Source organism: Pseudoalteromonas translucida KMM 520, from assembly GCF_001465295.1.
In the GTDB taxonomy this organism is placed as follows: domain Bacteria; phylum Pseudomonadota; class Gammaproteobacteria; order Enterobacterales; family Alteromonadaceae; genus Pseudoalteromonas; species Pseudoalteromonas translucida.
In genome coordinates this window covers 2288977-2312607 of record NZ_CP011034.1, presented here as the reverse complement: position 1 = coordinate 2312607, position 23631 = coordinate 2288977, and the positions used below count along the sequence as shown (strand labels likewise).

Genomic DNA, 23631 nt, shown 5'->3' with positions numbered 1-23631 from the left:
TTATGCTGACCGATAAACAAAAAGAAAAGCTGAATGAATTTCGTGATGTATTTATTGAATACCCAATAATAACCACCATATTTAACGACTTCGATAGATTAAGACTTGGTAAAGGGCTAACAGGTGAAAAGCCTTGCATGCTCTTAAATGGCGATACAGGCACAGGTAAAACAGCACTGATCAAGCAATATAAAGAACGACATTTACCGCAATTTATTAATGGTGTTATGAACCACCCTGTATTGGTAAGCCGCATACCTAGTAACCCGACATTAGAATCTACTTTAGCAGAGCTTCTTAAAGATTTAGGGCAAGTAGGCAGCACAGAGCGTAAGCTACGAATAAACGGCACTCGCTTAACGACATCATTAATAAAATGCCTAAAAACATGTGGCACAGAGCTTATAATTATTGATGAGTTCCAAGAGCTAATTGAGCACAACCAAGGTAAAAAGCGCCGCGAGATTGCTAATCGATTAAAATATATTAACGACGAAGCGGGTGTATCAATTGTATTGGTAGGTATGCCGTGGGCAGAAAAAATAGCAGACGAGCCCCAGTGGTCATCTCGTTTATTAATAAGGCGGCAGTTGCCTTATTTTAAGTTGTCAGAAAACCCAAAGCATTTTGTACAACTAATAATTGGTCTAGCCAACCGTATGCCATTTGCCGAAAAGCCAAACTTAAGTGAGCAAGCAACAGTGTTTACTTTGTTCTCATTATCAAAAGGTTGCTTTAGAACATTAAAATACTTTTTAGATGATGCCGTACTTTATGCATTAATGGACAACGCGAAAACTCTCACAACCAAGCATTTAGTTAAAGCATTTGAGGTACTCTTTCCGGATGTTCCTAATTTATTTACCTTGCCTGTAGCAGAAATAACAGCAAGCGAAGTCGAGCGCTATTCACTTTATAAGCCTGAAAGCTCTCAAGATGAAGACCCGTTTATAGCGACCAAGTTTACTGACCGGATGCCGATTAGTCAGTTGTTAAGGAAATAACCTTACTTATTCAGCTTAGATAAATAAGCTGTCTTAATTTGTTGAATTATGGTCGATTATCAATTAGATTGTAATCTGCGTAAGTGATTCACTTATTCACTGCATTTAAGGTTATTAAAAATTCTCAGCTGTGTTATGTATGCTACATACATAACGGTGACTATGTCATCTACGCTCAGGGCCCCACCACGCCTCCGGCTGGCGGAGGCAATAGCAAGCTATGGATCAGCCGTACCGAAGTTTAACCAGTGGTTGCTGAGATTTGACTTAAAGAATGTGATGGTTAACCTTTAGCCTAGAGAAACGGTATAAAAGCGCATGCTTGGTACGGCATCCAACCAAAATGGTATTATATGGAAATTAAGTATTACCGAGGCGACCCAATTAAAAAGCTTGAAAACTTTATATCTTTTCTAGATTTAGAAGATGATTATGAAGCTTTTATATCCTCAAATAGCTCTTCTAGATATCGTGAACCTGTTAAATCTGCATATAAAAGTGATGGTTCTAAGAGAAGAGTTTTATGTCCTAATAAATTGACCAGAAAATTTCAGAGAAGAATCAATAACCGCTTTTTCAAGCCTAAAATAATTTGGCCTGAGTTTGTATACGGTTCTATACCAAAGTTAATTAATGGAATTGAGGATAGCAGAGACCACATCAAATGTGCTGAAAAGCATTGTGGAGCAAAAAGCCTTTTAAAAATGGATATATCAGATTTCTTCGATAATATTCATAAAGAGCATATAAAAGATATTTTGGTTAATACTTTAGATCTTTCAAATGAAGTAGCCGATTTCATATGTGATGTTTGTTGCTTTGAAAATACATTGGTTCAAGGCGCATTGACCTCAAGCTATGTAGCTAACTTAATATTTTTTGACTTAGAACACTTACTGGTTAAACGATTAGAACGTAAGGGACTTACTTATACTAGGTTCATTGATGATATCTCCGTTTCTAGTACAGCTTCTAATTTTAATTTCAACACTGCAAAAAAATTAATTGAAGACATGCTTCTGCAAAAAGATTTGCCAATAAATGAGCAAAAAGAAGAGGTGTCTTATAGCTCGATAAAGCCCTTGATGGTACACGGGCTTAGAGTTGAGTTTGACCAGCCACGTTTACCTGCTAAAGAGATTGCAAAAATCAGAGCAGAAGTACATGCATTAACAAAGAAAGCTCAAGAAAATAACTTTAGGAAAAGCAGAAGTTATCGCAGATCTTTTGATAGATGTTTAGGTCGCATTCACAAGCTAGCAAGGGTCAAGCATCCAAAACACGGCTACTTTAAAAACGCTTTAAGTGATATTCAGCCATTGCCATCGGCAGTTGATATAAAACATTGTTTTTTTATAATTAAAAAGCTCGAAACCTACCCTGATAGTTATAGGGAGAAATACTGGTACAAAAAAAGATTTAACCTAGTTGTTTATATGAATGGAATTATAAAAAGATTATATAAAGATAAATACACCGAAATAAGTGAGCGACTTAAAGAAATTGAGCCAAAGGATCGAAAATATGACATTGGATAAATTTAAGAGCATATTTATCAATTTGAAAAAACATATTTCGGTGAATTACCTTTTAAGCGTTAGAACTAAAAGCTGGTTTGTATTCCTTTTTTTACTTTATATTTCCCTACAGTTGTTGCTAGTTATAGGCGTTGCAATTGAATTTATCAATGATGAGAACTTAACTTGGGGATTATGTTTAACCAATTCTTGTTTAAAAATTGTTAATGAACGGTTCATCTATTCCCTATCTTTCAGTAAAGAATTGACTGTTATATTTGGAACTATACTAGCTGGATTGGGTGTGTATATTGGGTGGAAAACGTATGCTTTATCATTAGAAAATAGCATAATGTCAAACCATAACAACAACTTAAGTAACTTTGCAGAATTCTGTTCAGCTCAAATTGAACGGGACCACTTGTTAAGTCCAGAACGTATTGATTTGTATACATATTATGCTTTAGTGTTCCCAGACTCTAGAAGTGGTAAATTTAACTTTTTTAGACTGTACGATCGAAAATTAAATGACGTAATAGCTGTAATTGAGGACTCAAACCAAAGATACAATGATGCTAAAGATACTAACTTAAGATATAAATATACAAACCATCAAACAAAGCTAATAGAAGTTTTGAAAGAATTTGGTATAACAATTGAGCACAGACACCGAACGAGCTTTGATGAAATTGAGCTCAGCCTTTATCAATATATTGACTCAGTTACAAAACAATTTACAACTAGTAAAATTCGATTGGCCGGCCTGAAAAAAGATTATCTTTAACTTTTCTAAAAACTAAAATATCCTTAGTACACTTATGGGTTGGATACTAAGAGAATCTTAGCAAGATATGTTTTATAGCTAAGGTTCACATGGAAACTCCAACACCTTCACGCCTAAAGTCTGCAAGAAAAGCAGCTGGCCTTACTCAGCAACAGCTTGGTATGGCATTAGGAATGGAGCCAAACACGGCTAGTGCTCGCATGAACCAATACGAAAAAGGCAAACATGCCCCTGATTTTTTAACCATGAAACGCATAGCTAAAGAGCTAGATGTGCCAGTTGCTTACTTTTATTGTGAAGAAGATGACTTGGCTGAATTAATTTGCGCATGGGGTAAAGCAGACCAGCATGATAAGGCGAAACTGCTTGATAGTATTAAAGCTTCCAAAATATTTTAAGGCTTAATTAAAGAGTAAATACCTTACTTTAATTTGTATATATAGAGAATCTATGACTTCAAATATTTATCTTCAGCGTACTCTTGAAAATGATGAGCAAATTTATGCTGAAGATGAACTCTTGAGTGTCTCTAAGTGTGTAATTATTTTAGCAGAACCAGGAGCTGGTAAGACTGAGTTTCTTAAAAGCTTAGCAAGTAAGGCTAATACTAACCCAGTCACTGCTAGCAAGTATTTGTATTCTAGTAAATTATTTAGGGATTTTCTTGTTATAGATGCCTTGGATGAACTATCCAAGATTGACAACTGTGGTATACACAAATTATTAGCTAAAGTCATAGAGTCAAAACCTGAAACTTTAATAATATCAAGTCGCTCAAGTGAATGGAGCAGTGACTCAGCACAAGCGGTTATAGAGTATTTAGAATGTGTTCCTCTGGTTTTAAGGCTGAGGGAGTTTAATGAATTAGAGCAAAGGAAGATTTTTGATCACCACTTGCCTGATGAAGATTTTGATAATTTTTATACAGAAGTTTCACGCTTTAATTTAGATGTTTTACTTCCGAACCCTCAGTTTTTGAAAATGTTTGCAGATGCCTACATTGAAAGTAATCGAAAATTTAAAAGTAAAAGCTCCATCTTTGAAAAAGCAGTTGAGCACTTAGCTAAAGAGCTTAACCCTTCGGCAAAAAGAAGAACTGGAATAGATTTCGCGTATAAGAAAAAAATAGAGCTCGCTTCAGAAGTATTTTCTAAAACTCTTTTATCAGGTGCTGAAGGAGTAAGTGTTAGTGATTTATCAGAGGAATACTTATACCCCAATATTAATGCACTAATAAGAGAGGGCTTAGATCTATCAAGCATTATAGATTCTCGCTTATTTAAACTTGCAGATGATGTTGATCAGCATCGAGCTGTTCACAAAATTATTGCTGAATATTGTGCCGCCCAGTATTTAGTAAAGCGAATACAGAGTAATCAAGATCCACTAACTTTAAGAGTTTGTAAAACAGTAATAGTTTCAAATAATATTGTTCGTGATGAATTGAGAGGAATGCTTGGTTGGATGGCTACTCTCGGCGGGTTAGCGCTACAACATGAAATTATAAAGCTTGATCCTTATGCTGTGCTAGCTAATGGAGACCCCTCACAACTTGATCGCTCATCTAAAAGGCTGCTTTTATCACAGTTAACACAAATTGAAAAAAATGACCCGTATTTTAGAAGAGGTGATTTTTGGCGGCGATACAGTACAGTTGGTTTTTTTGATAAAAATATGGCTGAAGATATTAAGCCAATTTTAGAAAATAAAAGTGATGGGCATTTACGAGACTTAGTATTAACTATAATCAAAGAATCTCAGGTTATTGAGCACTTATCCCCCAATCTCATAAACATACTATTTGAACCTAATGAGAGATTAGATACTCGAAGGCTTGCTATGGAATGTTTGTTTTCGCTTATTGATTCTGATGATATTAAAATACTCGAAACATTAATATCTGAGTCTAGTAATACCTCTCTAAACATCGCAGCTAAAGGAATTGAATTCTTAGGTGCTAACTCTATTGATTTAGGCATACTAAAACGCTTCTTTCGAGCATGTTCAAATCTCTACCCTACTGAAAAAACCTCACTAGATGATAGACGGTTACAAGGTAATCGATATTTCATCAATAAATTGGTATGGACTTTAAGTGCTGAAAATACAGAACGATTATTAAATTTTTTAACTGATGAGTTAACTTGCAGTTGTGGCAAAGAGTACTATGAGTGTTTTTGTAGAGACGGGATAAGTAAGCTTGTAGGTAAATTACTCGATCATTACTTTGATATTACTAGCCTCCCATATAACCCAGAACAGATATGGGGATGGCTAAAAAACTTAAATTATCACAGGGAAGGAAGTGATAATTTCTGTAAGTCTGTAAAAGCAATCAGAGAAAATAAAGACTTAAGACAAGGACTTTTTAAAACCGCTTTTTCTGGTATAACTGAACGTAAAAAAATCTACGATCTGAAACAAAGTAGGTTTGAACCATATTGCGGTGCGCATTCTGGATTATGTTTTTCCGTTGAAGATATTGAATACCTAATCAATTTAGCATTTGAAGAAAACAATTTAGAACTGTGGTCGACTTTTATTACGAGGCATTATTACTTTCAGCATAATAAGCTCAAGTTGAATAATCAGATACGCAGTATCATGCGTAAACATGCTAATCAAAAGCTAGAATTTATGCGAGAGTGGGCAAAAGCAAATAATACAGATTACTCTATTGGATTACAGATACGAAAACGAAATTCGAAGTTTAATAGACTAGATAGAAAGAACAAAAAATGTGAGAGCAAAAATCGTGCAGACAACATTAGCTTTATTCAGAGAAACCGCGCTTTAATCGAATCTGGAGGGCATTTCGGGTGGTTAGTTAATTTTTCAGAGTGTTTGTTATTTGAACCTGAAAATATACAAAAAGAGTTTGGTGATGAAGAACTGGTGAGAACTTCATTAAAAAACTGCACTAGCCTGATTGCTCCTGACGTACCTGATTTAAGGAAACTTGCTGAGTTGAGGAGTCTATCGCAGTGGTTACTTATTGAAACGGTTTTGTATGCTTTGTGTATAGAAACAATACGTATGCAGGGGAATCTAGGCAATATTAGTAAGCAAATACTTACTGCTGTGAAAACTAGATGTAATATTTATTATGACGCAGTAACTGAAGATGAACGTGGTCTTCTTAAGTGTGAAATTGATCGTTTGTTATTTCCTGATGTAACTTCCAAAGAAAATTACTTAAAAGAGTATGTTGAGCCTCAATTAGACAAGTTTAAATGCGAACACCCTGAAGTAGAAGTACTAAGAGACGATGAAATATTTAGTGAATTTAAAGCCAATTTACCCTTAGAGTGGTTAAACAAGTATTCTGGCCTGAGCTATTATGCGTTGGATATTTTATTTGATTTAGCCGTTCATTATGGTGATAAAGAACAGCTTAAAGGTTTGATCTTAATTCGTTGCGATGAATGGCTGGGTCGAATTGAGTCACCTCATATAGATAAGTCTGAAGAGAAAATCATACAATTTTGGTTTTTAAGAGCTTTTTATTTTTTGAATTTATGCGATTCCCAAAAGCTTTTTAATTTCCTTACTCAGAAGAAAAGCTCAATATTTTTATTCGAGGGAATATCAAGTAGTTTAAACTCAGGAAGCCGCGATACTTTTCCAAGTTTATCTAGTGATAAAATATATCTATTATTAGATCGCTTTATTGAAGATTGGCCACAAGTTAACTTGCCTTCCTCATATGGCACTTCTAGCCCTGACGGAGAAAGAGCATATCGATTTCTGGTTGATATATCTTGGCAAATTGAATTGGACGCTTCTGAGAGAACAATTCATATTATTGAACAGTTAATTGAGGACTCTCGTTTTCAGGTTATGTGCCAAAACCTTAAAAGTATGAGAGCAAATCAAATTCGTGCTTTAGCTATGAGAAACTTTATTCCTCCAAATATTTCAAAGGTTATAGACCTTTTGGATAATTGTGAGATTGTTACAGTTGAAGGACTTAGAGATAGAGTCTTGTATGAGCTAGATAAATATCAAAAAGATATTAAAGGTGGGGAGTTTAACCCTGGAAATCGTTTTTATTCTCAAGGCGGAGTTCGACTTGACGAAGTTAGCTCAGTAGAAATTATTGCAGACTATTTGAAGCCTCGCTTAGAAGCAGACAGTATAGTTATCAATGCAGAGCATCAAACAAAAGATAAAAATAGAATTGATATTACTGCCTCCAAAGTAATGGATGGTATTCGAAGATTACTTGTGATTGAAGCTAAAGGGCAGTGGCATACAGAACTGTTTTCAGCAGCAGGAAACCAACTGGCTGAAAGATATTCAATTCATCCTGACGCTGAAGGACAAGGTATTTATCTTGTTATTTGGTTTGGGGCTGAAGAAAAGGTAGCGAATAGAAAGCAGCATGGCTTGAAAAGCGCAGATGAACTTAAAGCAAAATTAGAAAATGACTTACCTAAAAATCTTGTAGGGCTGATTGATATATTTGTTTTAGATGTTTCAAAAGATTAATTTCTCTTTAAGCTTGACCTAAGTATTACTTTTAATCTAAACCTAAACTAAGATTTTCTTAGTTTAGGTTGGCGATGCATTTTTTAGTTCAAACAAAATCTTACCCAGATGAGGCGCTTGAAAGCTATTTGCTGAGGCTTGCAAGGGATAACTCATACAATGGCTATAGTGAGCTTGCTGATATTTTGTGGCAATGGCTTGCAGAGCAAGATAATGAGCTTGAAGGTGCGCTGCCGTTAGCGCTGAGTAAAGTTGATGTTTATCATGCTAGGCAAGCGAGCAGCTTTAGAATAAGAGCGCTTAAGTTGGTTGCTCAATTAGCAGATGTAAACGCTGGTGACATTCTTGCACTTGCTTGGAGGCGCAGTAATTTTAAATTTGGCAACCTTGCCGCAGTAAGTCGAAATGAACTGGCTATTCCCCTTGAGCTACTTCGTACTGATAACATACCTGTTTGCATTAAATGCTTGTCTGAATCTTCCCATATTCCCTTTTATTGGCATTTAAAGCCCTATAAGGCGTGTCATAAGCATAAGTCACAATTAATTACACGTTGTAAGGAGTGCTATGACTTAATTGATTACAGAGCCTCTGAGGCGTTTTTAGAGTGTGTTTGCGGTTGTAAAATAACCAATAGTGAACAGTTAAACGATGCAGACTTTAAAATTGCAATTGCGCTTGCAAGTAGTAACAGCCAAAAAATAGTAGGGTTGATATCGTGGTTTGCGAAGGTTAAGCAACTTGATGTAAGTGATGCAGACTTTAACTGCGCTTTTGTTGATTACTTTAATACTTGGCCTGAAAGCCTTACCACTGAATTAGATTTACTCACAAATAATGCGCGACTCAAGCAACTTAACCCTTTTAATAAAACTAAGTTCAGCTCTGTTTATGGCGATTTAATCCGTGATGGTCAAATAGCTGCAACAAGTAACCGGAAAAACAAAGTAATTGATGAGATTATTAGTTATTTTGTCGAATTAGTTGATAGTAACCCTAAAGCTAAACATCCAAATATTGGTGACTTACTGCTTTGTACTTTTGATGCCGCAGTATTGTTAAACACTACTACAGAGCAAGTTTACAGGCTTCATCAAGAAGCCTTTTTAAACTGTGCTTATTCACAAAAAAAGCACGAACAGCTCAGAGCTGATAGCCATGTATTTTATTTACGCCAAGTGATTGAACTACAACAAGCATTCGCAGCTGAAAAGCCTCTAACAAAAAAACAATTTATAGCGCCGTGGTAACTTATGAACTTACAAGATGCACTTGCAATTGAACCACTAAAAGAAAAAACCACAGCACTTAGAAAATTGTTCGTTCCATACACGTCTCATGTCGAGGTAGATGGCTTTGAAGAACTAGCGCTGACTGTGCTCATTAATCTTGTTTATAAGCGAAGTGAGATTGATGATTTAACAAGTGCAAGAACTGCTAAAAGTGTACTACGCGATGAAGTGTTACTGAGTAAGTGCATTAACGAAGTGAAATGGTTTCATACTCATAATTTAAAATACCCCGATATACGAGTAAGCCATCAACGTTTAATTAGTGAAGTTGTAAGTGAAGATATTGCGGGCATTTGCAGCCGGTCATTACCTTTAAGTTTTGGCTGGTCGCACAACAGTGCTGAAATTAATCATGCAAAGCTATTTTTAACCTCGTTTAATTGGCAAGGTGAAGTGACTTGTTTAGCAAGGCTGTTAATTAATGAAGAGCCTGTTTGGATTAATTTAATAAGAGCATACGGGTTTACTAAAAAGGCGGTTTTAGAAATCTCGGGTAAAATAAAACAGCAGTTGCCAGTGGCAGAGTTCCCATTAGAAGTAAGCTCTTTTTCACCACAATTACAAATGCCATTTCAGCAAAGCTACCTTGTGGTTACGCCTGTAGTAAGCCACGCAATGCTGGCTAAAATTCAGCAATTAACAACAGATCGTAAGTTAAATTTTGCTTTAGTTGAGCACTCAAGACCTGCCAATGTTGGCGATTTAGCAAGCTCAGTAGGCGGCAATATAAGAGTGCTGCGTTACTTTCCTAAAACATATTCAAAGGCTGTTAACCGCTCTAAAGTAGCCAATAATGATATTGAGAAAGCATTTAAAATTCGTGCGCTATTAAGTAGTCAATTTCAACAGGCGCTTTTGGTGTTGGTAGGCATTAAACAGTTTAATACGTTAAGGCAAAAACGATTAGCGCGAGTAGCGGCTATTAGGCAAGTACGTGTTAGCTTGCAGTTATGGCTTGATAATATTCTTGAAGCTAAAAATAACGCGCAAAACCAAGTTTACCCTGAGTGGGTAAGGCATTACTTAGATCAGAGTATTACTAACTGTATTAGCCAATTTAGTAACGTACTAAATGAGAGCCTTGGTAATTTAAGTAAGCTCAAACGCTTTGCGTATCACCCTAATTTAATGGGACTGTTTAAAGCGCAGTTAAACTATGTATTTACTCACTGTGCAGCTGAACAAGAAATATTAAATGATGAGCAGATAGTGTATGTACATTGCCAAGATATGCGAGTGTTTGATGCTGAGGCAATGGCTAATCCGTATATTCAAGGCATGCCGTCACTTACTGCTTTAAATGGGCTTGCTCATAACTTTGAGCGTAAGCTAAAAAACTTTATAGACCCTTCAATTAAGTGTATTGGCAGTGCTATTTACATTGAAAACTATCAATTACATACAGGTAAACCATTACCTGAGCCAAGCAAGTTAAAACAAGTTGCAGGGCGTAGTCATGTAATAAGATCTGGAATTATCGATAAACCAAAATGTGACATAACACTCGATTTAGTATTTAGACTTTTTGTACCAAATACTGAGCTGTTAGATAAGTTAAATAGTCAGCTTATAAAGCCCGCACTACCGTCTTCATTTGCAGGCGGGACTATGCATCCACCTTCGTTATATCAAAATATTGACTGGTGCCATGTACATACCAAACCGAGCGAGCTGTTTAAAAAACTTAAAGCAAAATCGTCAAATGGCAGTTGGTTATATCCTTCAAAAAAAGTAGTTAAAAGTTTTGAACAATTAATTGATGCCCTTAACAGTAACTTTAATTTAAGACCCGCTGCAATTGGCTTGGCTGCGCTTGAAGAACCCGTAAAGCGAGATGCAGCATTACATGAATACCATTGTTATGCAGAGCCCGTAATTGGGCTGTTAGAGTGTGTTAGCAATACATCAGTAAAGTACGCAGGGGCTAAGCAGTTCTTTCATGACGCATTTTGGGTTATGGATGTTCAAAAAGAGTCTATGCTTATGAAAAAGTCTAAGTTTGAGTATGAATAATGCAATTACCTCGGCACTTAAGTTACACGCGTTCGCTCTCACCCAGTAAAGCGGTGTTTTTTTATAAAACACCAGAGTCTGACTTTGAACCGCTACAAATAGAGCAAAATAAATTAGTTGGGCAGAAGTCAGGGTTTGGCGATGCGTATCAAAAGCAAAATGTGGCTAAAAATTTAGCGCCACAAGATCTCGCGTTTGGAAACCCTCAAACAATTGATGTGTGTTATGTACCTCCAACGGTAAATGAGCTATTTTGTCGTTTTTCACTCAGGGTTGAGGCTAATTGTATTGAGCCACATGTATGTGATGACCCTAAAGTTATTTATTGGTTAAAACGGTTTTTCGAAACCTATAAAAAACACAATGGCCTTAATGAAGTTGCAACGCGCTATGCTAAAAATATACTGATGGGCAACTGGCTTTGGCGTAACCGCCAATCACCAAATGTTGATATTGAAATCCTTACTGAGCACGCAGCCCCGATTGTTGTTGAAGGTGCACAAAAACTAAAATGGCAAGGCAACTGGCAAAATAATCAAACGGCATTATTAACGTTGTCAGAATCTATTCAAGAAGGGCTAAGCAATCCTCAAAATTATTGTTATTTAGATATAACCGCAAAAATTAAAAATGCATTTAGCCAAGAGGTTCATCCTAGTCAAAAGTTTGTAGATAATGTTGAACAAGGTATGTCATCTAAACAACTTGCATATACTCAAGTAGGCGATAAAAAAGCAGCAAGTTTGAATTCACAAAAAGTAGGGGCTGCTATCCAAACTATTGATGATTGGTATGAGGAAGGTTACAAACCTTTACGCACTCACGAGTATGGCGCAGATAAGCAAATATTAGTTGCACACAGAACACCTAAGAGCCATTCAGACTTTTATTCATTACTCCCGCGCATTGCTTTGCATATTAAACACATGGAAAAGCATGGTTTAGAGCAAAGTGAACAATCAAACTCAATTCACTTTATTGCGGCAGTGCTGATCAAAGGTGGCTTGTTTCAAAGGAGTAAAGGTTGAAGCGCTATTATTTTACCATTACTTATTTACCCCAAAGTTGTGATGTAAGCCTTCTTGCTGGGCGTTGTATCGGTATTTTGCATGGGTTTATGAGCTCACGTGAAATAAGTAATATTGGTGTGTGCTTTCCTAAATGGAATGAGCAAACAATAGGTAATGAATTAGCGTTTGTATCAACAAATAAAAAGCAATTAACCAATCTATCTCAGCAAAGCTATTTTGAGATGATGGCTCATGACAAGTTATTTGGCTTATCAAAAATACTTGAAGTACCAGTAAACCAAAGCGAAGTCATGTTTGTTCGCAACCAATCGGTAGCAAAAGCATTTGTTGGCGAAAAGCAAAGGCGATTAAAGCGAGCTAAAAAACGAGCTGAAGCCAGAGGCGAAGTTTACAACCCTGAATATAAATTTGAGGCAAAGGACATAGGCCATTTTCATTCAATACCCGTATCAAGCAAAGGCAATGGTCAAAGTTATGTTTTGCATATACAAAAAAATGAAAATGCTGAATCCATAAAAAATCAGTTTAACAATTATGGCTTTGCTACAAATCAAATATTTCTAGGTACGGTTCCTTCTTTAAATACCCTTTTATAATAGTTTTAAAACACCCATTAATTTTCAATGAGTTATCTGATTGATTAAAAATAAGGGTAAATAATTTAAATACGTTTAACAGTTTGGTGTTTATAGGAATTTAAACTATTTTTAATAGTGAACTGCCGAGTAGGCAGCTGGAAATATTTAGAATTTTTGACGTCAACTCCGCTAAGTGTGAACTGCCGAGTAGGCAGCTGAAGTTAGGCCGGGAAGTAAACAACCACAAATTGTAACTTTTAACTGCCGAAAAGGCAGAGGGTAAATAAAAAGATCTCAGCAAACGCTGGGGTCTTTTTAAGCGTTATAACCGTGTTTAAGGCTATTAACAACGTTCCTAATTAACCTTCTACCCGCAATTGTATTTACAAATGTTAAAGGTGTTTTAGAGCTAAATTGTAAGGAGCATGTATTTAGCCATTTATTCCATCGTTCAATATTTTCAAAGTAATCAATACAAGTTGATGCTAAATGAGCCAACTCAAAGGTATTTTCGCTCAAAGTTGCATTTAAACGTTTATGCTCTTTTTTATGACGTTCGAAAATTCTAGTATTTGTACCAATTGCTTTAGCAAAGGATTGAATATCCCAATCTAACTCAAGCCTAAATTTCTCAACACTTTTTATATCTAAACCACGCTGAATTAATTCAATTTCATCTAAAGGGTTTGAGCTTAAATTAACTTTTCCATTGCTAAGTATATCTACAAATTTATTATTAGCACTAGGTTGAATATCGCTAGGCATAGATACCTCAAAGCCAGAAAAGGTTATATTTAATAATAGCACCTCTACTATCCAGCTGATATTCGAGTTAGAGCGAGAAGCAGATGGTCGGGTAAACTCATTTTTGGACAAAGATGAGTTAGAGCCAAAGGACGGCTTTGTGCCAATATCAGACATTGGTGTTGCGGGCGTTAGGTATGGATCACCCCAATTTTACCGCCCTCAGTAAAACAAAGATCTTGATCAAAGATAACTTTTCTATGTAAGTAGTTTGGGTGATCTTCAGTGATTGGCTCAACAACAAACATATCGTCATCGCACCAGTCCTCCACGGATAGGTTCGTTGTCATCAATGGATAACATACTGTTAGATCTTTTCCATCTTTCTCTAATACTACGTGACCTTGAACTTGAATATTGCCAAATGATTCTTTATGCTCTGATGGGTTCCCGTCTTTATCTACAAATTTCTGATTGTAAGATATAGATGTCTTCTCGCAAGAGATCTTACAGAAACCCTGCTTGTGACCTCCATATTCAAACGTGGCGTCATGCAAGAGAAGTGCTACACAAGCAGCTATTTTGTCAGAATGCTTTAGTAATTCAGCTTCATTTACATGCAGTTTATTCGCTTTGATTACTGCTAGAAGCTCTAAAATCACTTGCTCTTGATCGAAAGCAGGGTGGCTACCTATGAAACCTAATATGTGCTGAAGCGCTCCAATCGTGTCGTCAGATATTTTCGGCTTCTTCATAAAGGCTTTTTTATTTTTCTTGTCTTCAGAAAAAATTGAATCAACTCTTGATTTTAAGCGCTGCTTAGTAACATTAAACTTTTCTTTCAGATCTGCGTCCTTGCACTTATCAATCTGATATTTCATCAATTTTTTCACGTAAAGTGGAAACGGGCTTCCTATGTCTAGCGATTTCTTCGGTGAGACATACTCTAGAAAGTATTTAAAACTTAGATAAAATGCCTCTAATGACTCAACCGATATCCCTTGATTCCTCTCATCATTGTGAGCAACGAAGTCGGCGATTTCACGAAATATCCGATTTCCATGAGAGTATGCCCTCAAACGCATGAAGATATTATCGATATCGTTTTCGTCGAAGTTGCCAGATTCTAGCTTAAGCACAAGCTTTTGTGCTTTTGCTTTCTCGATAGGTTTCATGTTTTCCCTAATTACCTAATAATTTAATTGTGCGCTCATCGCGCATATGCATATTTTTGCCGACTAAACATTCATTTTTCTACATTATATAATATAGTTTTAACAAATAACCTAAGATATTACTATCACTATGTCTCTTAAGCTTTAAAGTAAAGTTAAATGAACCAATATGCGCGCGTCGCTCATTTTCATGAATATGTGCGCAAACAACAGTTTGACCAATCAATTAACTACGATATTTAGCCAATATCAATGACCGGTATTCGCTCAAAGGCGACCTTAGAGTATTTACGTTAACTCATAAAGGAGCAGAAACGAGTTATACCTGAATGACTGTTTTTGGCACTTTTACGAAGTTTTGCTTGGAGCATTAAGCAGGCAAACAACAGTTTAGAGTGCTACTGTATTAAGCGACAATTACGGTGGCCGGTCTAGCGACAATTATCTTGGCCGGTTGATCTGATAAGGTTCGGTACAGCAGAACGGAGGAGTTCACTGTGCCGGGAACACGAATCACTGATCAGCAGGTCACTATTTATATGAAACATAGAAAGCGTAATAGCCAAGTTATCGCGGCTGCGAAAGCAGGTATTTCTGAACGTTCAGCAAGGCGCATTGATAAACTGGATGAGCAGCCATTGTCTAATAAACGCCAATGGCGAACGCGTATAGATCCACTTGAGTCTATCTGGGACAGTATTGTTGTCCCTCTACTTCAAGGTGATGCAACGTTAACTCCGGTGGGAATTTTTGATCATCTTTGCGAGTTTCACACCGACAAATTTAACCCGAGCTCACGGCGTACATTAGAGCGTCGAATTCATAAATGGCGGGCACTGTATGGCTCAAGCAAAGAGGTCGTATTCCTGCAAACACACGAGTATGGCCTATTAGGTATATGTGATTTCACACATGTGAAGTCACCCGTTACCATTGCTAGTGAACCCCTTGAGCATATGTTGTTTCATTATCGTATGCCCGCCAGTGGCTAGGCTTACGCCCAAGTAATTTACGGCGGTGAAAGCTTTGCTGCTTTTTCTGATGGCGTACAAAACGCATTTAAAGCAGCCGGCGGTGTGCCTAAAGAAGTGCGTACAGACAGTCTGAGTGCCGCCTATCGTAATCATACTAATGATAATGATTTTACAGAGCGCTTTAATGAGCTAGTTATCCATTATGGCTTTAAAGCGACTCGCAATAACCGCGGTATTGCGCATGAAAATGGGGCTATTGAGAGCCCTCATGGGCATCTTAAATCGCAACTGGAGCAAGCATTAAAAATCCGTGGTAGTTATGACTTTCAGACAAGAGAAGTCTATGAATCGTTTATTGCCGACATTGTTGCTCGCCGTAATCGCCGTGTAAGTGATAAATACGCAGTAGAGCAGCGACAATTACACGCTTTACCACGGGCGATGAGCGTCAATTACACCGAGCATTACCTAACGGTGTCACGTACGAGTACTATTTCATTGAAACGTGTTACCTATAGCGTCCCGTCACGCCTTATTGGTAGCCGATTACTTGTTCGTTTATATGACAACCGTTTAGAGCTGCGCTATGGCAGCGATTTAGTTCAAACGTTAGCGCGTGTCTATGCTTCTAAAGGGTGCCGTGCACGTAATATTAGTTACTTGCATGTTATTGACGCACTGGTTAAAAAACCATTGGCATTTCGCTACTCACAACTACGTGACGACTTACTCCCAAACGACAATTACAAAGCTATTTGGGAATACGTTAATGCCCAGCTTTTAGCGGATGAAGCGAGCTATTACATGGTAAAACTGCTCCATTTAGCGAAACAAAGTGGGTGTGAGCGTCAATTAGGGCGATTTGTAGCAGCGTCAATTACTCAGCGACAATTACCGGCCATCCGAGAATGTGAAGCGCAATTTTTAGTGATTGCATCAAACAGACCCACAATGACAATAAAGCAACACAGCTTGAGCGCTTATAGCAGCATGATACCGGGAGGCCTACATGGATAACTTCACGGCCTCGTTACCTTTAATGCTGAAACAATTAAAGCTTAGCACCATGCTTCAACAGTGGAATACTCTGGGCAAAAAAGCGATAGAAGAACAATGGAGCCCGCAGCAATACTTGTCTGAGCTGTGTCATGTTGAACTTGCGACACGCGATGACAAACGCCTTCAGCGGCTTTTAAAAGATGCAAAATTGCCAGTGGGTAAACACCTTAGCAGCTTCGACTTTACCCTTGTTGATGGGGTTAGTAAGCCCCTTGTTGCTGATTTAATAAATCAGCCGGATTGGTTGAAGTACGGTGGCAATATATTGCTATTTGGCGCCAGTGGTCTTGGTAAAACGCATATCGCCAGTAGTATCGGTTATGGCCTTATCGAGCAGGGCCATAAAGTTAAGTTTGTTGCCGCGTCAACGATTGTTCAACAACTCCAGCAAGCAAAGCGACATTTACGCTTGCAAGATGAACTTGTAAAGCTCGATAAATACAGCTTATTAATCGTTGATGACGTTGGTTACGTTCGAAAAACGGAACAGGAAACGAGCGTGCTGTTTGAATTGATAGCCCATCGCTATGAGCGACACAGCATGATCATCACATCAAACAAATCATTTGAGCAATGGGATGAACTATTTGAAGATTCAACAATGACTGTCGCGGCGATCGATCGTTTGGTTCATCATGCCACGATTATTCATTGCGAAGGTGACAGTTACCGGCGCAAAACAGCGCTCAATAAGAGTAAATAAAATTCGGTATCAACCGGCCAAGATAATTGACGCGGAACCGGCCAAGTTAATTGACGCTAGATAGCTACTGAAAATACAAGGCAAGTAATAATTAATTTTGGTACAATGTGAGCAGTAAAGAACGGATGTTTTAAGTTATAAAGGAGTTAATATGGGGTTAGGTGGAATTAGTCTATGGCAAATATTTATTTTGCTATTTGTTTTCTTTGTGGGGGCTTTGCCTTGGATTCTAGCTTTAGTATCTAAAAAAGCAGAAGGCACTAACAAAGTCGTTTGGTTCTTAATGTCATTCTTTATTTCTTGGTTAGGATACCTCGTTTATTACTTTTTAGTTATTAAGAAACTGCCTGAAAATAACTAATACAAGAGACTAAGGCTACTACAGTCCGCTGATGGTACATAGGCGGCTGTCAGATTTGATCAAAACCTAAAAATCAAACCTGACAGATTAAGTTAAGACTTATTCATGTGATATAACTTTTATCACACGGTTAAAAATCTTTAGCGCTTATTTATTTTTAGAACACTTCCCTCTAATTTCAGAGATCGCTTTTGATGAACCACTAAGAGAATATTTGAAATATGTCGCTTGCTCACCATGCCATTGAAGTTCAACAAGCGCTGTATTAGAAGTTTCTATTTTTGAAATTACTATCGAATCATCATTAAAATGTAAAAATTTTGCACCCCAATCTTGGGTAAGTGAAATGTCCTCAACATTATCGTTCCACTTAATACGTGTTTTAATTAAGTTGTAACCACTTTTTGTAGTATCTTTTGATAAATTTGGGGAATCATTAAAGCCTAAATACACCCATTCTTTACCTGCACTACAGCCCACGCCCATATAACTATAAACATCATGGTATGGAAACCCCATTTTTTTCGAGGGATAAGCTCTAGGGGAATGAGCAAAAGCAGTGAATTTACCTGTCATCTCATCTTTTGAAACTGACGTAACCCAAACTGGCTTTGGTGGTGCAGCTTTTTGTACTTTTTCGGATTTTATAGTCTCACCTTTATCTGAACTGCTTACTTTTGTAGATGGTTTAGTTGCCCTATCTGTTGATTGACCTGATACATAAACTCCTAGAATTATTAGGATTAGAACAAGCCATGTGAGTAACGATGTTTTCTTAGAAGCTTTTGCACCGCACTTGGGGCAAGATTTAGCTTTATTACTAACCTCTTCACCGCACTCTTTACATTTAACTAATGCCATTTAATTTTCCTTAATTATTTTTAAAGTTAGACTGATTTAGACTTGGAAAAGCTTAATGATTGGAGAGCTAAATTGACTAATAGTATTCAGTCAAGTTTAATTAGTTTTAAGCGATCCATGCATAACTATTTCTGTACAATGCTATATTTTCACCAATTAATAATTTTTAATCAAGCCTACATTATGAAATATACTATACCCATTTGAACTCTTCTATTTGTACCATTGTCGGTAGCAAAAACTTATGGGGTTTTGAACGTCACTTAAATTGTAAGCATTTGCGATGGAGGCGCGTTTAGAGTCAACCTTGATTCTGATATGCTCCGAATTTTTGGTAAGAATATAAGTGTGAGAGTAGCTAATGTGGATACGCCTGAGTTAAGGGAAAAATGTGAAAATGAAATAACTCGTTATCATGCAAAGTGACTAAGGTTATAATCTTCCGTTTATGGCACATAGCAGCCAACTAAACTTGACAGTATTTTTATGTGGTTGGCTTTATAAAACCAGCATTTGGTAACATTATGCCAATTTTTACTTCAATATTATGCCAACATACACTACACTAACGGAGCTGTAGCACAATAAGCTCGTTTGTACTTATGCCAACTTATACTTCAAACAACATTGGGTGTATAAACTAATTACTTATAATTAAGCCACTTTTTAAACTACAATTATATTCAATTTATTTTTCTCTCATTATTCTACTTTTTTCCAATTTTAATCCCGCATTTTAAATATTCACTTAAAACTTAGGTTTATATCAAACACATTAAATTTATATAAATACTCGCTCATTAAAGTAGATTACTAGCACCAAGGCACTTTACTCTGTGTTTGCGTAACTTAATTTAGTAAATGCGACCTAAGTCTAGATTGCGAAGTGCGCTGTAATACTTAAAATAACGCCAAATTAAAAAGGGGCTCAGTAGTATGCAGTTAGAACGTATCCGCAATAGCAATCTGCACCAAAAAGTAATGTCAGCAGAACAAGCTAGCCAATTTATTAAAGATGGAATGACAGTAGGCATGAGTGGCTTTACTCGTGCCGGTGAAGCTAAAGCCGTGCCAAGAGCACTGGTTAAGCGCGTTAAAAATAATCCAATTAAAATAAACCTAATGACCGGTGCGTCGTTAGGTAATGATTTAGATAAACTACTTACAGAAGCGGGTGTGCTAGCCCGCCGTATGCCTTTTCAAGTAGATAGCACATTACGTAAAGCGATTAATAACGGCGAAGTAATGTTTATTGATCAGCATTTATCAGAAACCGTTGAGCAGTTGCGCAATCACCAATTAACTATGCCTGATGTGGCGGTTATTGAAGCGGTAGCCATTACCGAAGAAGGCCATATTGTGCCTACTACTTCGGTAGGAAACTCTGCAAGTTTTGCTATTTTTGCTAAAGAAGTGATTATTGAAATAAATATGTTGCACAGCCCTGAACTTGAAGGCTTGCATGACATATATATACCTTCGTATCGCCCTGTGCGCCAACCTATTCCTTTAACTAAAGTAGATGATCGTATTGGTAGCACGGCTATTCCAATTGACCCTGCTAAAATTGTTGGCATTGTTTTTACTAATCAGAGCGATTCGTTTTCAACCGTTACCGACCCTGACGTAGATACAGCGGCTATTGCCAGCCACTTAGTGAGCTTTTTTAAAGAAGAAGTAGCACAAAAGCGTATGGCAGAAAACTTAGGGCCATTACAAGCTGGCATTGGTAATATTGCTAACGCGGTAATGATGGGATTGTTAGATTCTGATTTTGAAGATTTAACAATGTACTCAGAAGTACTACAAGATTCGACCTTTGATTTAATTGATGCCGGTAAACTTAAATTTGCTTCAGGCAGTTCAATTGTATTATCAGAGCGTTGTAACGCAAAAGTATTTAATAACCTATCAGAATATAAAGATAAGTTAGTGTTACGTCCGCAAGAAGTATCGAATCATCCTGAAATAGTACGTCGTTTAGGCATAGTGGCAATTAATACTGCGCTTGAGTTTGATATGTACGGTAACGTAAACTCAACCCACGTTTGTGGTACTCGCATGATGAATGGTATTGGAGGCTCGGGTGACTTTGCACGTAATGCGCATTTAGCGATATTTGTTACTAAGTCGATAGCTAAAGATGGCGCTATTTCGAGTGTAGTGCCTATGGTAAGCCACGTTGATCATAACGAACATGACGTTGATATATTAGTAACCGAGCAAGGCTTAGCAGATTTACGCGGCTTAGCGCCACGTGAACGTGCTGTACAAGTTATTAAGCACTGTGTGCACCCAGATTACCGTGACGCCATGCTAGATTACTATGAGCGCGCTTGTAAGCGAGGCGGACATACACCTCATTTACTAGAGGAAGCGTTTAGCTGGCATATTCGCCTTGAAGAGCAAGGCAGTATGAAAAAAGCCTAATAAATATAATTCCAAATTGCACCAATCCATACAGTTAATCTGTTTTGGGTTTAATTAAACGCTCCTTTTAGGGGCGTTTTTTTAGCGCTACTTTACACAATTAATTAGTCACTTAGTATTGAGTGTTAAAAGGCATTAAGTGCTGGCTAATTATTGAAAAAAGCACGCCATTACCTATTTAAGTTTTATATAGGTTGTTTATTACATACGATTTATTTTTTACCAGTAACCATAAAACCAAAGCAATAGCGCCAATACTTAACTGAATAATACCTAAGTCACTTATAAGCTCATCTGGGCGAATAGATACCAGCATCATGCCGGTTGCTCCTGCAATCATTGAACAAAATTGAATAACCGCAACAGCTGAGCCCGTATCGCTAGTTTGCTGATCTAGCACGCGTATTTTATGTATCAGCAAGCTAAGATCTAGAAACAAATTACCGTGTAATTACACGCTCAGTTATTACCTCTTATAACCAAGTGGTGCCAGGTATTGCAACGTATATAGCATTAAAGCAAGCCGCAGGCACACTAACAGGCGATGATTTAGTGGCAATAAATAGGGGCTTAAAAGAAATTTAGAAACATGTTCCTATTTAAATAATTATCTAAGTAATCAATTAATACTGAGTACTAATTGATTACTTAAGCTGCCTCTAAAATCAAACTTAAATTAACGTCGCTTATAAAACATTACTTGTATTAAATAAAATCTAGGGTGAGTAATAAGCGTTGCTCGTTTGCAGCTACCGGTGGTGAGCGATGCACCAAACCTGCACCTTCGTTGTCATCCCAGTACTCTCCTTTAAGCAGGGCAACATCACCTTGCTGTAGCTGGTTAATATTACTTAAGCTTTTAAATAAGCCAGACTCTTCATCTGGTTTACCTAAATTACCCGCACCGAGTTTTGAGCGGTTTACATCGCTGTGATTTAACCACTGCGTAGCAACACCGTGATAGGTTGTAACTAATCGGCACGGAATTTTGTCTACATGAAAACGCGGGCACATGGGTTTATCTAATACTTTTAGTCTTAAACCTGCGCGCTTTAAATCACACAGGCAGCAAAACATTTCAACAAGTAAGGCAATGTCTTCACAAAGAGTATTAACCTCATCACTATTATTATCTTCTGGCTTAAGCGCCTTTATTAACTGCTCAAAAGCATCATTGGGCGATACAGCAAGTTCTAATGGTTTTAACGCGCTGATGGCAATGAGTATATTAACTGCTTTTGTTAGTTTTTCGGCTGTGCTTCTTTGCCAAATAACAATATTGGTATCTTCGTTATAAATTTGCGGAAGTACATTAGCATTAGTGCTTTTAGCCGCTTTACGCAATAGCTGCATTGTAGCTGGTGTAGAGTGAGTTAAAGGGGCAAGTGCGTTCATTATTCTTCCTCCCAAATAGGAAACGGGTCGTTATAGGTTCTCCAAAAGTCCTTACCCTTAAGTACGGCATCTTCTGATAATAAGCAGTCATCAAGCGCTTTAATCATCGCTTGTTGATTTAAAGATTGACCAATAAACACCAGCTCTTGACGCATATCGCCAAAGGGTTCTACCCATTTATTATTTATGTCAGCAAGCAGCTCGGGCTCTGTAGGCCACTCTTTTTGAGGGATGGCTTTAAAAAACATGCCAGCAAATTCGTAGTGAGCAATACCGCCTGCTTGGCTCCATTGCCCGCAAAATAAAGGCCGAGTAGCCAGCCAAAAGTAACCTTTTGAGCGAATAAGCTTGCCAAATTGTTCGGTGCTATGAAGAAAGTTATAAAACTTTTCAGGATCAAATGGGCGGCGCGCAGTGTAATTAAAGCTGCTAATACCATACTCTTCGGTCTCGGGAATATGCTCACCGCGCATTTCTTTAAGCCAGCCCGGAGCTTGTTGGGCTCGCTCAAAATTAAACAGGCCGGTGTTGAGTACTTCATTAATATTAATATTGCCGTTTGAAATAGGAATAATTTTGGCTTGAGTGTTAAGCGTATTTAAAATGGCAGTAAGTCGATTTAATTCATCGTTTGTAATTAAATCAGTTTTACTAATTAAAATAACATCGGCAAATTCAACCTGATCAACAAGTAAGTCAGCGACACTGCGCTCGTCGTCTTCTCCTAACGATTCGCCAGTATCTTGTAAATCGTTTGCTTGTTCGTAATCATTTAAAAAGTTAACCGCATCAACTACCGTTACCATCGTATCAAGGGTTGCAACATCACCAAGTGAAATACCGTTATCATCAGCAAAGGTAAATGTTTCGGCAACCGGGAGTGGCTCAGATATACCCGTTGATTCAATGACGAGGTAATCAAAGCGACCTTCTTTTGCAAGTTTGCCAACTTCAACAAGTAAATCCTCTCGTAGAGTGCAGCAAATGCAGCCATTACTCATTTCAACGAGTTTTTCGTCGCTGTGATTTAGCGACACACCACTTTTAATGGTATCGGCATCAATATTTATATCGCTCATATCATTAACTATAACGGCGACTTTTTTACTTTGGCGATTATTAAGAATATGGCTGAGCACGGTTGTTTTACCAGCGCCTAAAAAACCAGATAACACGGTGACGGGCAGTTTATTTATCATTTACTTGAGTCTACTAAGTT

General features: G+C 37.4%; 18 protein-coding genes and 2 pseudogenes. 14 read left to right on the top strand and 6 right to left on the bottom strand.

The window, feature by feature from the left end; translation table 11 throughout:
- The first annotated feature begins 2 nt into the window (after positions 1–2).
- The 9 genes from PTRA_RS10750 to cas6f all read left to right on the top strand — a co-directional run bounded on the left by PTRA_RS10750 (position 3) and on the right by cas6f (position 12728).
- Positions 3–1004, top strand: coding sequence for a TniB family NTP-binding protein (locus PTRA_RS10750; protein WP_058373772.1), 1002 nt, complete (start codon positions 3–5; stop codon positions 1002–1004).
- A gap of 353 nt (positions 1005–1357) precedes the next feature.
- Positions 1358–2542, top strand: a complete 1185-nt coding sequence (locus PTRA_RS10745) for a reverse transcriptase family protein (protein WP_058373771.1) — start codon at positions 1358–1360, stop codon at positions 2540–2542.
- Positions 2529–3305 (top strand): retron Ec48 family effector membrane protein, encoded by a 777-nt coding sequence (locus PTRA_RS10740; protein WP_058373770.1) that lies wholly within the window; start codon positions 2529–2531, stop codon positions 3303–3305. Before PTRA_RS10745 ends, PTRA_RS10740 begins: the two co-directional genes overlap by 14 nt.
- 89 nt (positions 3306–3394) lie before the next feature.
- Positions 3395–3703, top strand: a complete 309-nt coding sequence (locus PTRA_RS10735) for a helix-turn-helix domain-containing protein (RefSeq protein ID WP_058373769.1) — start codon at positions 3395–3397, stop codon at positions 3701–3703.
- A 52-nt stretch (positions 3704–3755) separates the two neighbouring features.
- Positions 3756–7796 (top strand): NACHT domain-containing protein, encoded by a 4041-nt coding sequence (locus PTRA_RS10730; RefSeq protein WP_058373768.1) that lies wholly within the window; start codon positions 3756–3758, stop codon positions 7794–7796.
- Between the two features lie 74 nt (positions 7797–7870).
- Entirely contained in the window at positions 7871–9046 is a 1176-nt protein-coding gene (locus PTRA_RS10725; RefSeq protein WP_058373767.1) for a TniQ family protein, read from the top strand.
- Between the two features lie 3 nt (positions 9047–9049).
- Complete coding sequence (locus tag PTRA_RS10720; protein ID WP_058373766.1) at positions 9050–11101, top strand: type I-F CRISPR-associated protein Csy2; 2052 nt, start codon at positions 9050–9052, stop codon at positions 11099–11101.
- Positions 11101–12129 (top strand): type I-F CRISPR-associated protein Csy3, encoded by a 1029-nt coding sequence (gene csy3, locus PTRA_RS10715; protein WP_058373765.1) that lies wholly within the window; start codon positions 11101–11103, stop codon positions 12127–12129. The genes PTRA_RS10720 and csy3 overlap by 1 nt, the downstream gene beginning before the upstream one ends.
- Complete coding sequence (gene cas6f, locus PTRA_RS10710) at positions 12126–12728, top strand: type I-F CRISPR-associated endoribonuclease Cas6/Csy4 (protein ID WP_058373764.1); 603 nt, start codon at positions 12126–12128, stop codon at positions 12726–12728. Before csy3 ends, cas6f begins: the two co-directional genes overlap by 4 nt.
- A 297-nt stretch (positions 12729–13025) precedes the next feature.
- Here the strand turns inward: cas6f and PTRA_RS10705 are convergent, their stop codons facing one another.
- Together PTRA_RS10705 and PTRA_RS10700 are read right to left on the bottom strand one after the other, a co-directional pair.
- Positions 13026–13631: an antitoxin Xre/MbcA/ParS toxin-binding domain-containing protein gene (locus PTRA_RS10705; protein WP_237113454.1), complete on the bottom strand. Its 606-nt coding sequence runs from the start codon at positions 13629–13631 to the stop codon at positions 13026–13028.
- Between the two features lie 14 nt (positions 13632–13645).
- Positions 13646–14629, bottom strand: a complete 984-nt coding sequence (locus PTRA_RS10700) for a hypothetical protein (protein WP_058373763.1) — start codon at positions 14627–14629, stop codon at positions 13646–13648.
- Positions 14630–15126: 497 nt separating this feature from the next.
- Between PTRA_RS10700 and istA the strand changes: the two are divergent.
- The 3 genes and pseudogenes from istA to PTRA_RS10685 all read left to right on the top strand — a co-directional run bounded on the left by istA (position 15127) and on the right by PTRA_RS10685 (position 17726).
- Positions 15127–16620: pseudogene (istA, locus tag PTRA_RS19395) on the top strand (IS21 family transposase).
- Positions 16613–17365, top strand: coding sequence for an IS21-like element helper ATPase IstB (gene istB / locus PTRA_RS10690; protein WP_058373762.1), 753 nt, complete (start codon positions 16613–16615; stop codon positions 17363–17365). The pseudogene istA and the gene istB overlap by 8 nt, the downstream one beginning before the upstream one ends.
- Before the next feature lie 151 nt (positions 17366–17516).
- Entirely contained in the window at positions 17517–17726 is a 210-nt protein-coding gene (locus PTRA_RS10685) for a hypothetical protein (RefSeq protein WP_083497523.1), read from the top strand.
- 147 nt (positions 17727–17873) lie between these two features.
- On the opposite strand, the gene PTRA_RS10680 is transcribed toward PTRA_RS10685, so the two are convergent.
- Positions 17874–18587, bottom strand: coding sequence for a zinc ribbon domain-containing protein (locus PTRA_RS10680; protein WP_058373761.1), 714 nt, complete (start codon positions 18585–18587; stop codon positions 17874–17876).
- Between the two features lie 936 nt (positions 18588–19523).
- On the opposite strand from PTRA_RS10680, the gene PTRA_RS10675 reads away from it, so the two are divergent.
- The gene (locus tag PTRA_RS10675; RefSeq protein ID WP_058373760.1) at positions 19524–21017 is read left to right on the top strand and encodes an acetyl-CoA hydrolase/transferase family protein; all 1494 of its coding nucleotides are present in this window, start codon (positions 19524–19526) and stop codon (positions 21015–21017) included.
- Between the two features lie 178 nt (positions 21018–21195).
- Here the strand turns inward: PTRA_RS10675 and PTRA_RS10670 are convergent, their stop codons facing one another.
- A complete protein-coding gene (locus tag PTRA_RS10670; RefSeq protein ID WP_157756050.1) occupies positions 21196–21438 on the bottom strand; it encodes a hypothetical protein in 243 nt (80 codons plus the stop codon).
- Between PTRA_RS10670 and PTRA_RS19390 the strand changes: the two are divergent.
- Positions 21414–21602 (top strand): annotated as a pseudogene (locus tag PTRA_RS19390) (hypothetical protein); the annotation flags it as partial. The gene PTRA_RS10670 and the pseudogene PTRA_RS19390 sit on opposite strands and share 25 nt — an antisense overlap.
- Before the next feature lie 120 nt (positions 21603–21722).
- Here the strand turns inward: PTRA_RS19390 and PTRA_RS10665 are convergent.
- Positions 21723–22412, bottom strand: a complete 690-nt coding sequence (locus PTRA_RS10665) for a DUF1826 domain-containing protein (RefSeq protein WP_058373758.1) — start codon at positions 22410–22412, stop codon at positions 21723–21725.
- Positions 22412–23611: a zinc metallochaperone GTPase ZigA gene (gene zigA, locus PTRA_RS10660; protein ID WP_058373757.1), complete on the bottom strand. Its 1200-nt coding sequence runs from the start codon at positions 23609–23611 to the stop codon at positions 22412–22414. Before zigA ends, PTRA_RS10665 begins: the two co-directional genes overlap by 1 nt.
- Positions 23612–23631: the final 20 nt, after the last annotated feature.

Excerpts from the sequence above, each read along its gene's own strand:
- PTRA_RS10675 (WP_058373760.1), top strand. The coding sequence starts at position 19,524 with ATGCAGTTAGAACGTATCCGCAATAGCAATCTGCACCAAAAAGTAATG.
- PTRA_RS10735 (WP_058373769.1), top strand. The coding sequence starts at position 3,395 with ATGGAAACTCCAACACCTTCACGCCTAAAGTCTGCAAGAAAAGCAGCT.
- PTRA_RS10730 (WP_058373768.1), top strand. The coding sequence starts at position 3,756 with ATGACTTCAAATATTTATCTTCAGCGTACTCTTGAAAATGATGAGCAA.
- PTRA_RS10750 (WP_058373772.1), top strand. The coding sequence starts at position 3 with ATGCTGACCGATAAACAAAAAGAAAAGCTGAATGAATTTCGTGATGTA.
- PTRA_RS10665 (WP_058373758.1), bottom strand. The coding sequence starts at position 22,412 with ATGAACGCACTTGCCCCTTTAACTCACTCTACACCAGCTACAATGCAG.
- PTRA_RS10745 (WP_058373771.1), top strand. The coding sequence starts at position 1,358 with ATGGAAATTAAGTATTACCGAGGCGACCCAATTAAAAAGCTTGAAAAC.
- PTRA_RS10720 (WP_058373766.1), top strand. The coding sequence starts at position 9,050 with ATGAACTTACAAGATGCACTTGCAATTGAACCACTAAAAGAAAAAACC.
- PTRA_RS10740 (WP_058373770.1), top strand. The coding sequence starts at position 2,529 with ATGACATTGGATAAATTTAAGAGCATATTTATCAATTTGAAAAAACAT.
- csy3 (WP_058373765.1), top strand. The coding sequence starts at position 11,101 with ATGCAATTACCTCGGCACTTAAGTTACACGCGTTCGCTCTCACCCAGT.
- PTRA_RS10685 (WP_083497523.1), top strand. The coding sequence starts at position 17,517 with ATGGGGTTAGGTGGAATTAGTCTATGGCAAATATTTATTTTGCTATTT.
- zigA (WP_058373757.1), bottom strand. The coding sequence starts at position 23,611 with ATGATAAATAAACTGCCCGTCACCGTGTTATCTGGTTTTTTAGGCGCT.
- PTRA_RS10725 (WP_058373767.1), top strand. The coding sequence starts at position 7,871 with ATGCATTTTTTAGTTCAAACAAAATCTTACCCAGATGAGGCGCTTGAA.
- istB (WP_058373762.1), top strand. The coding sequence starts at position 16,613 with ATGGATAACTTCACGGCCTCGTTACCTTTAATGCTGAAACAATTAAAG.
- PTRA_RS10700 (WP_058373763.1), bottom strand. The coding sequence starts at position 14,629 with ATGAAACCTATCGAGAAAGCAAAAGCACAAAAGCTTGTGCTTAAGCTA.
- PTRA_RS10680 (WP_058373761.1), bottom strand. The coding sequence starts at position 18,587 with ATGGCATTAGTTAAATGTAAAGAGTGCGGTGAAGAGGTTAGTAATAAA.
- PTRA_RS10705 (WP_237113454.1), bottom strand. The coding sequence starts at position 13,631 with ATGTCTGATATTGGCACAAAGCCGTCCTTTGGCTCTAACTCATCTTTG.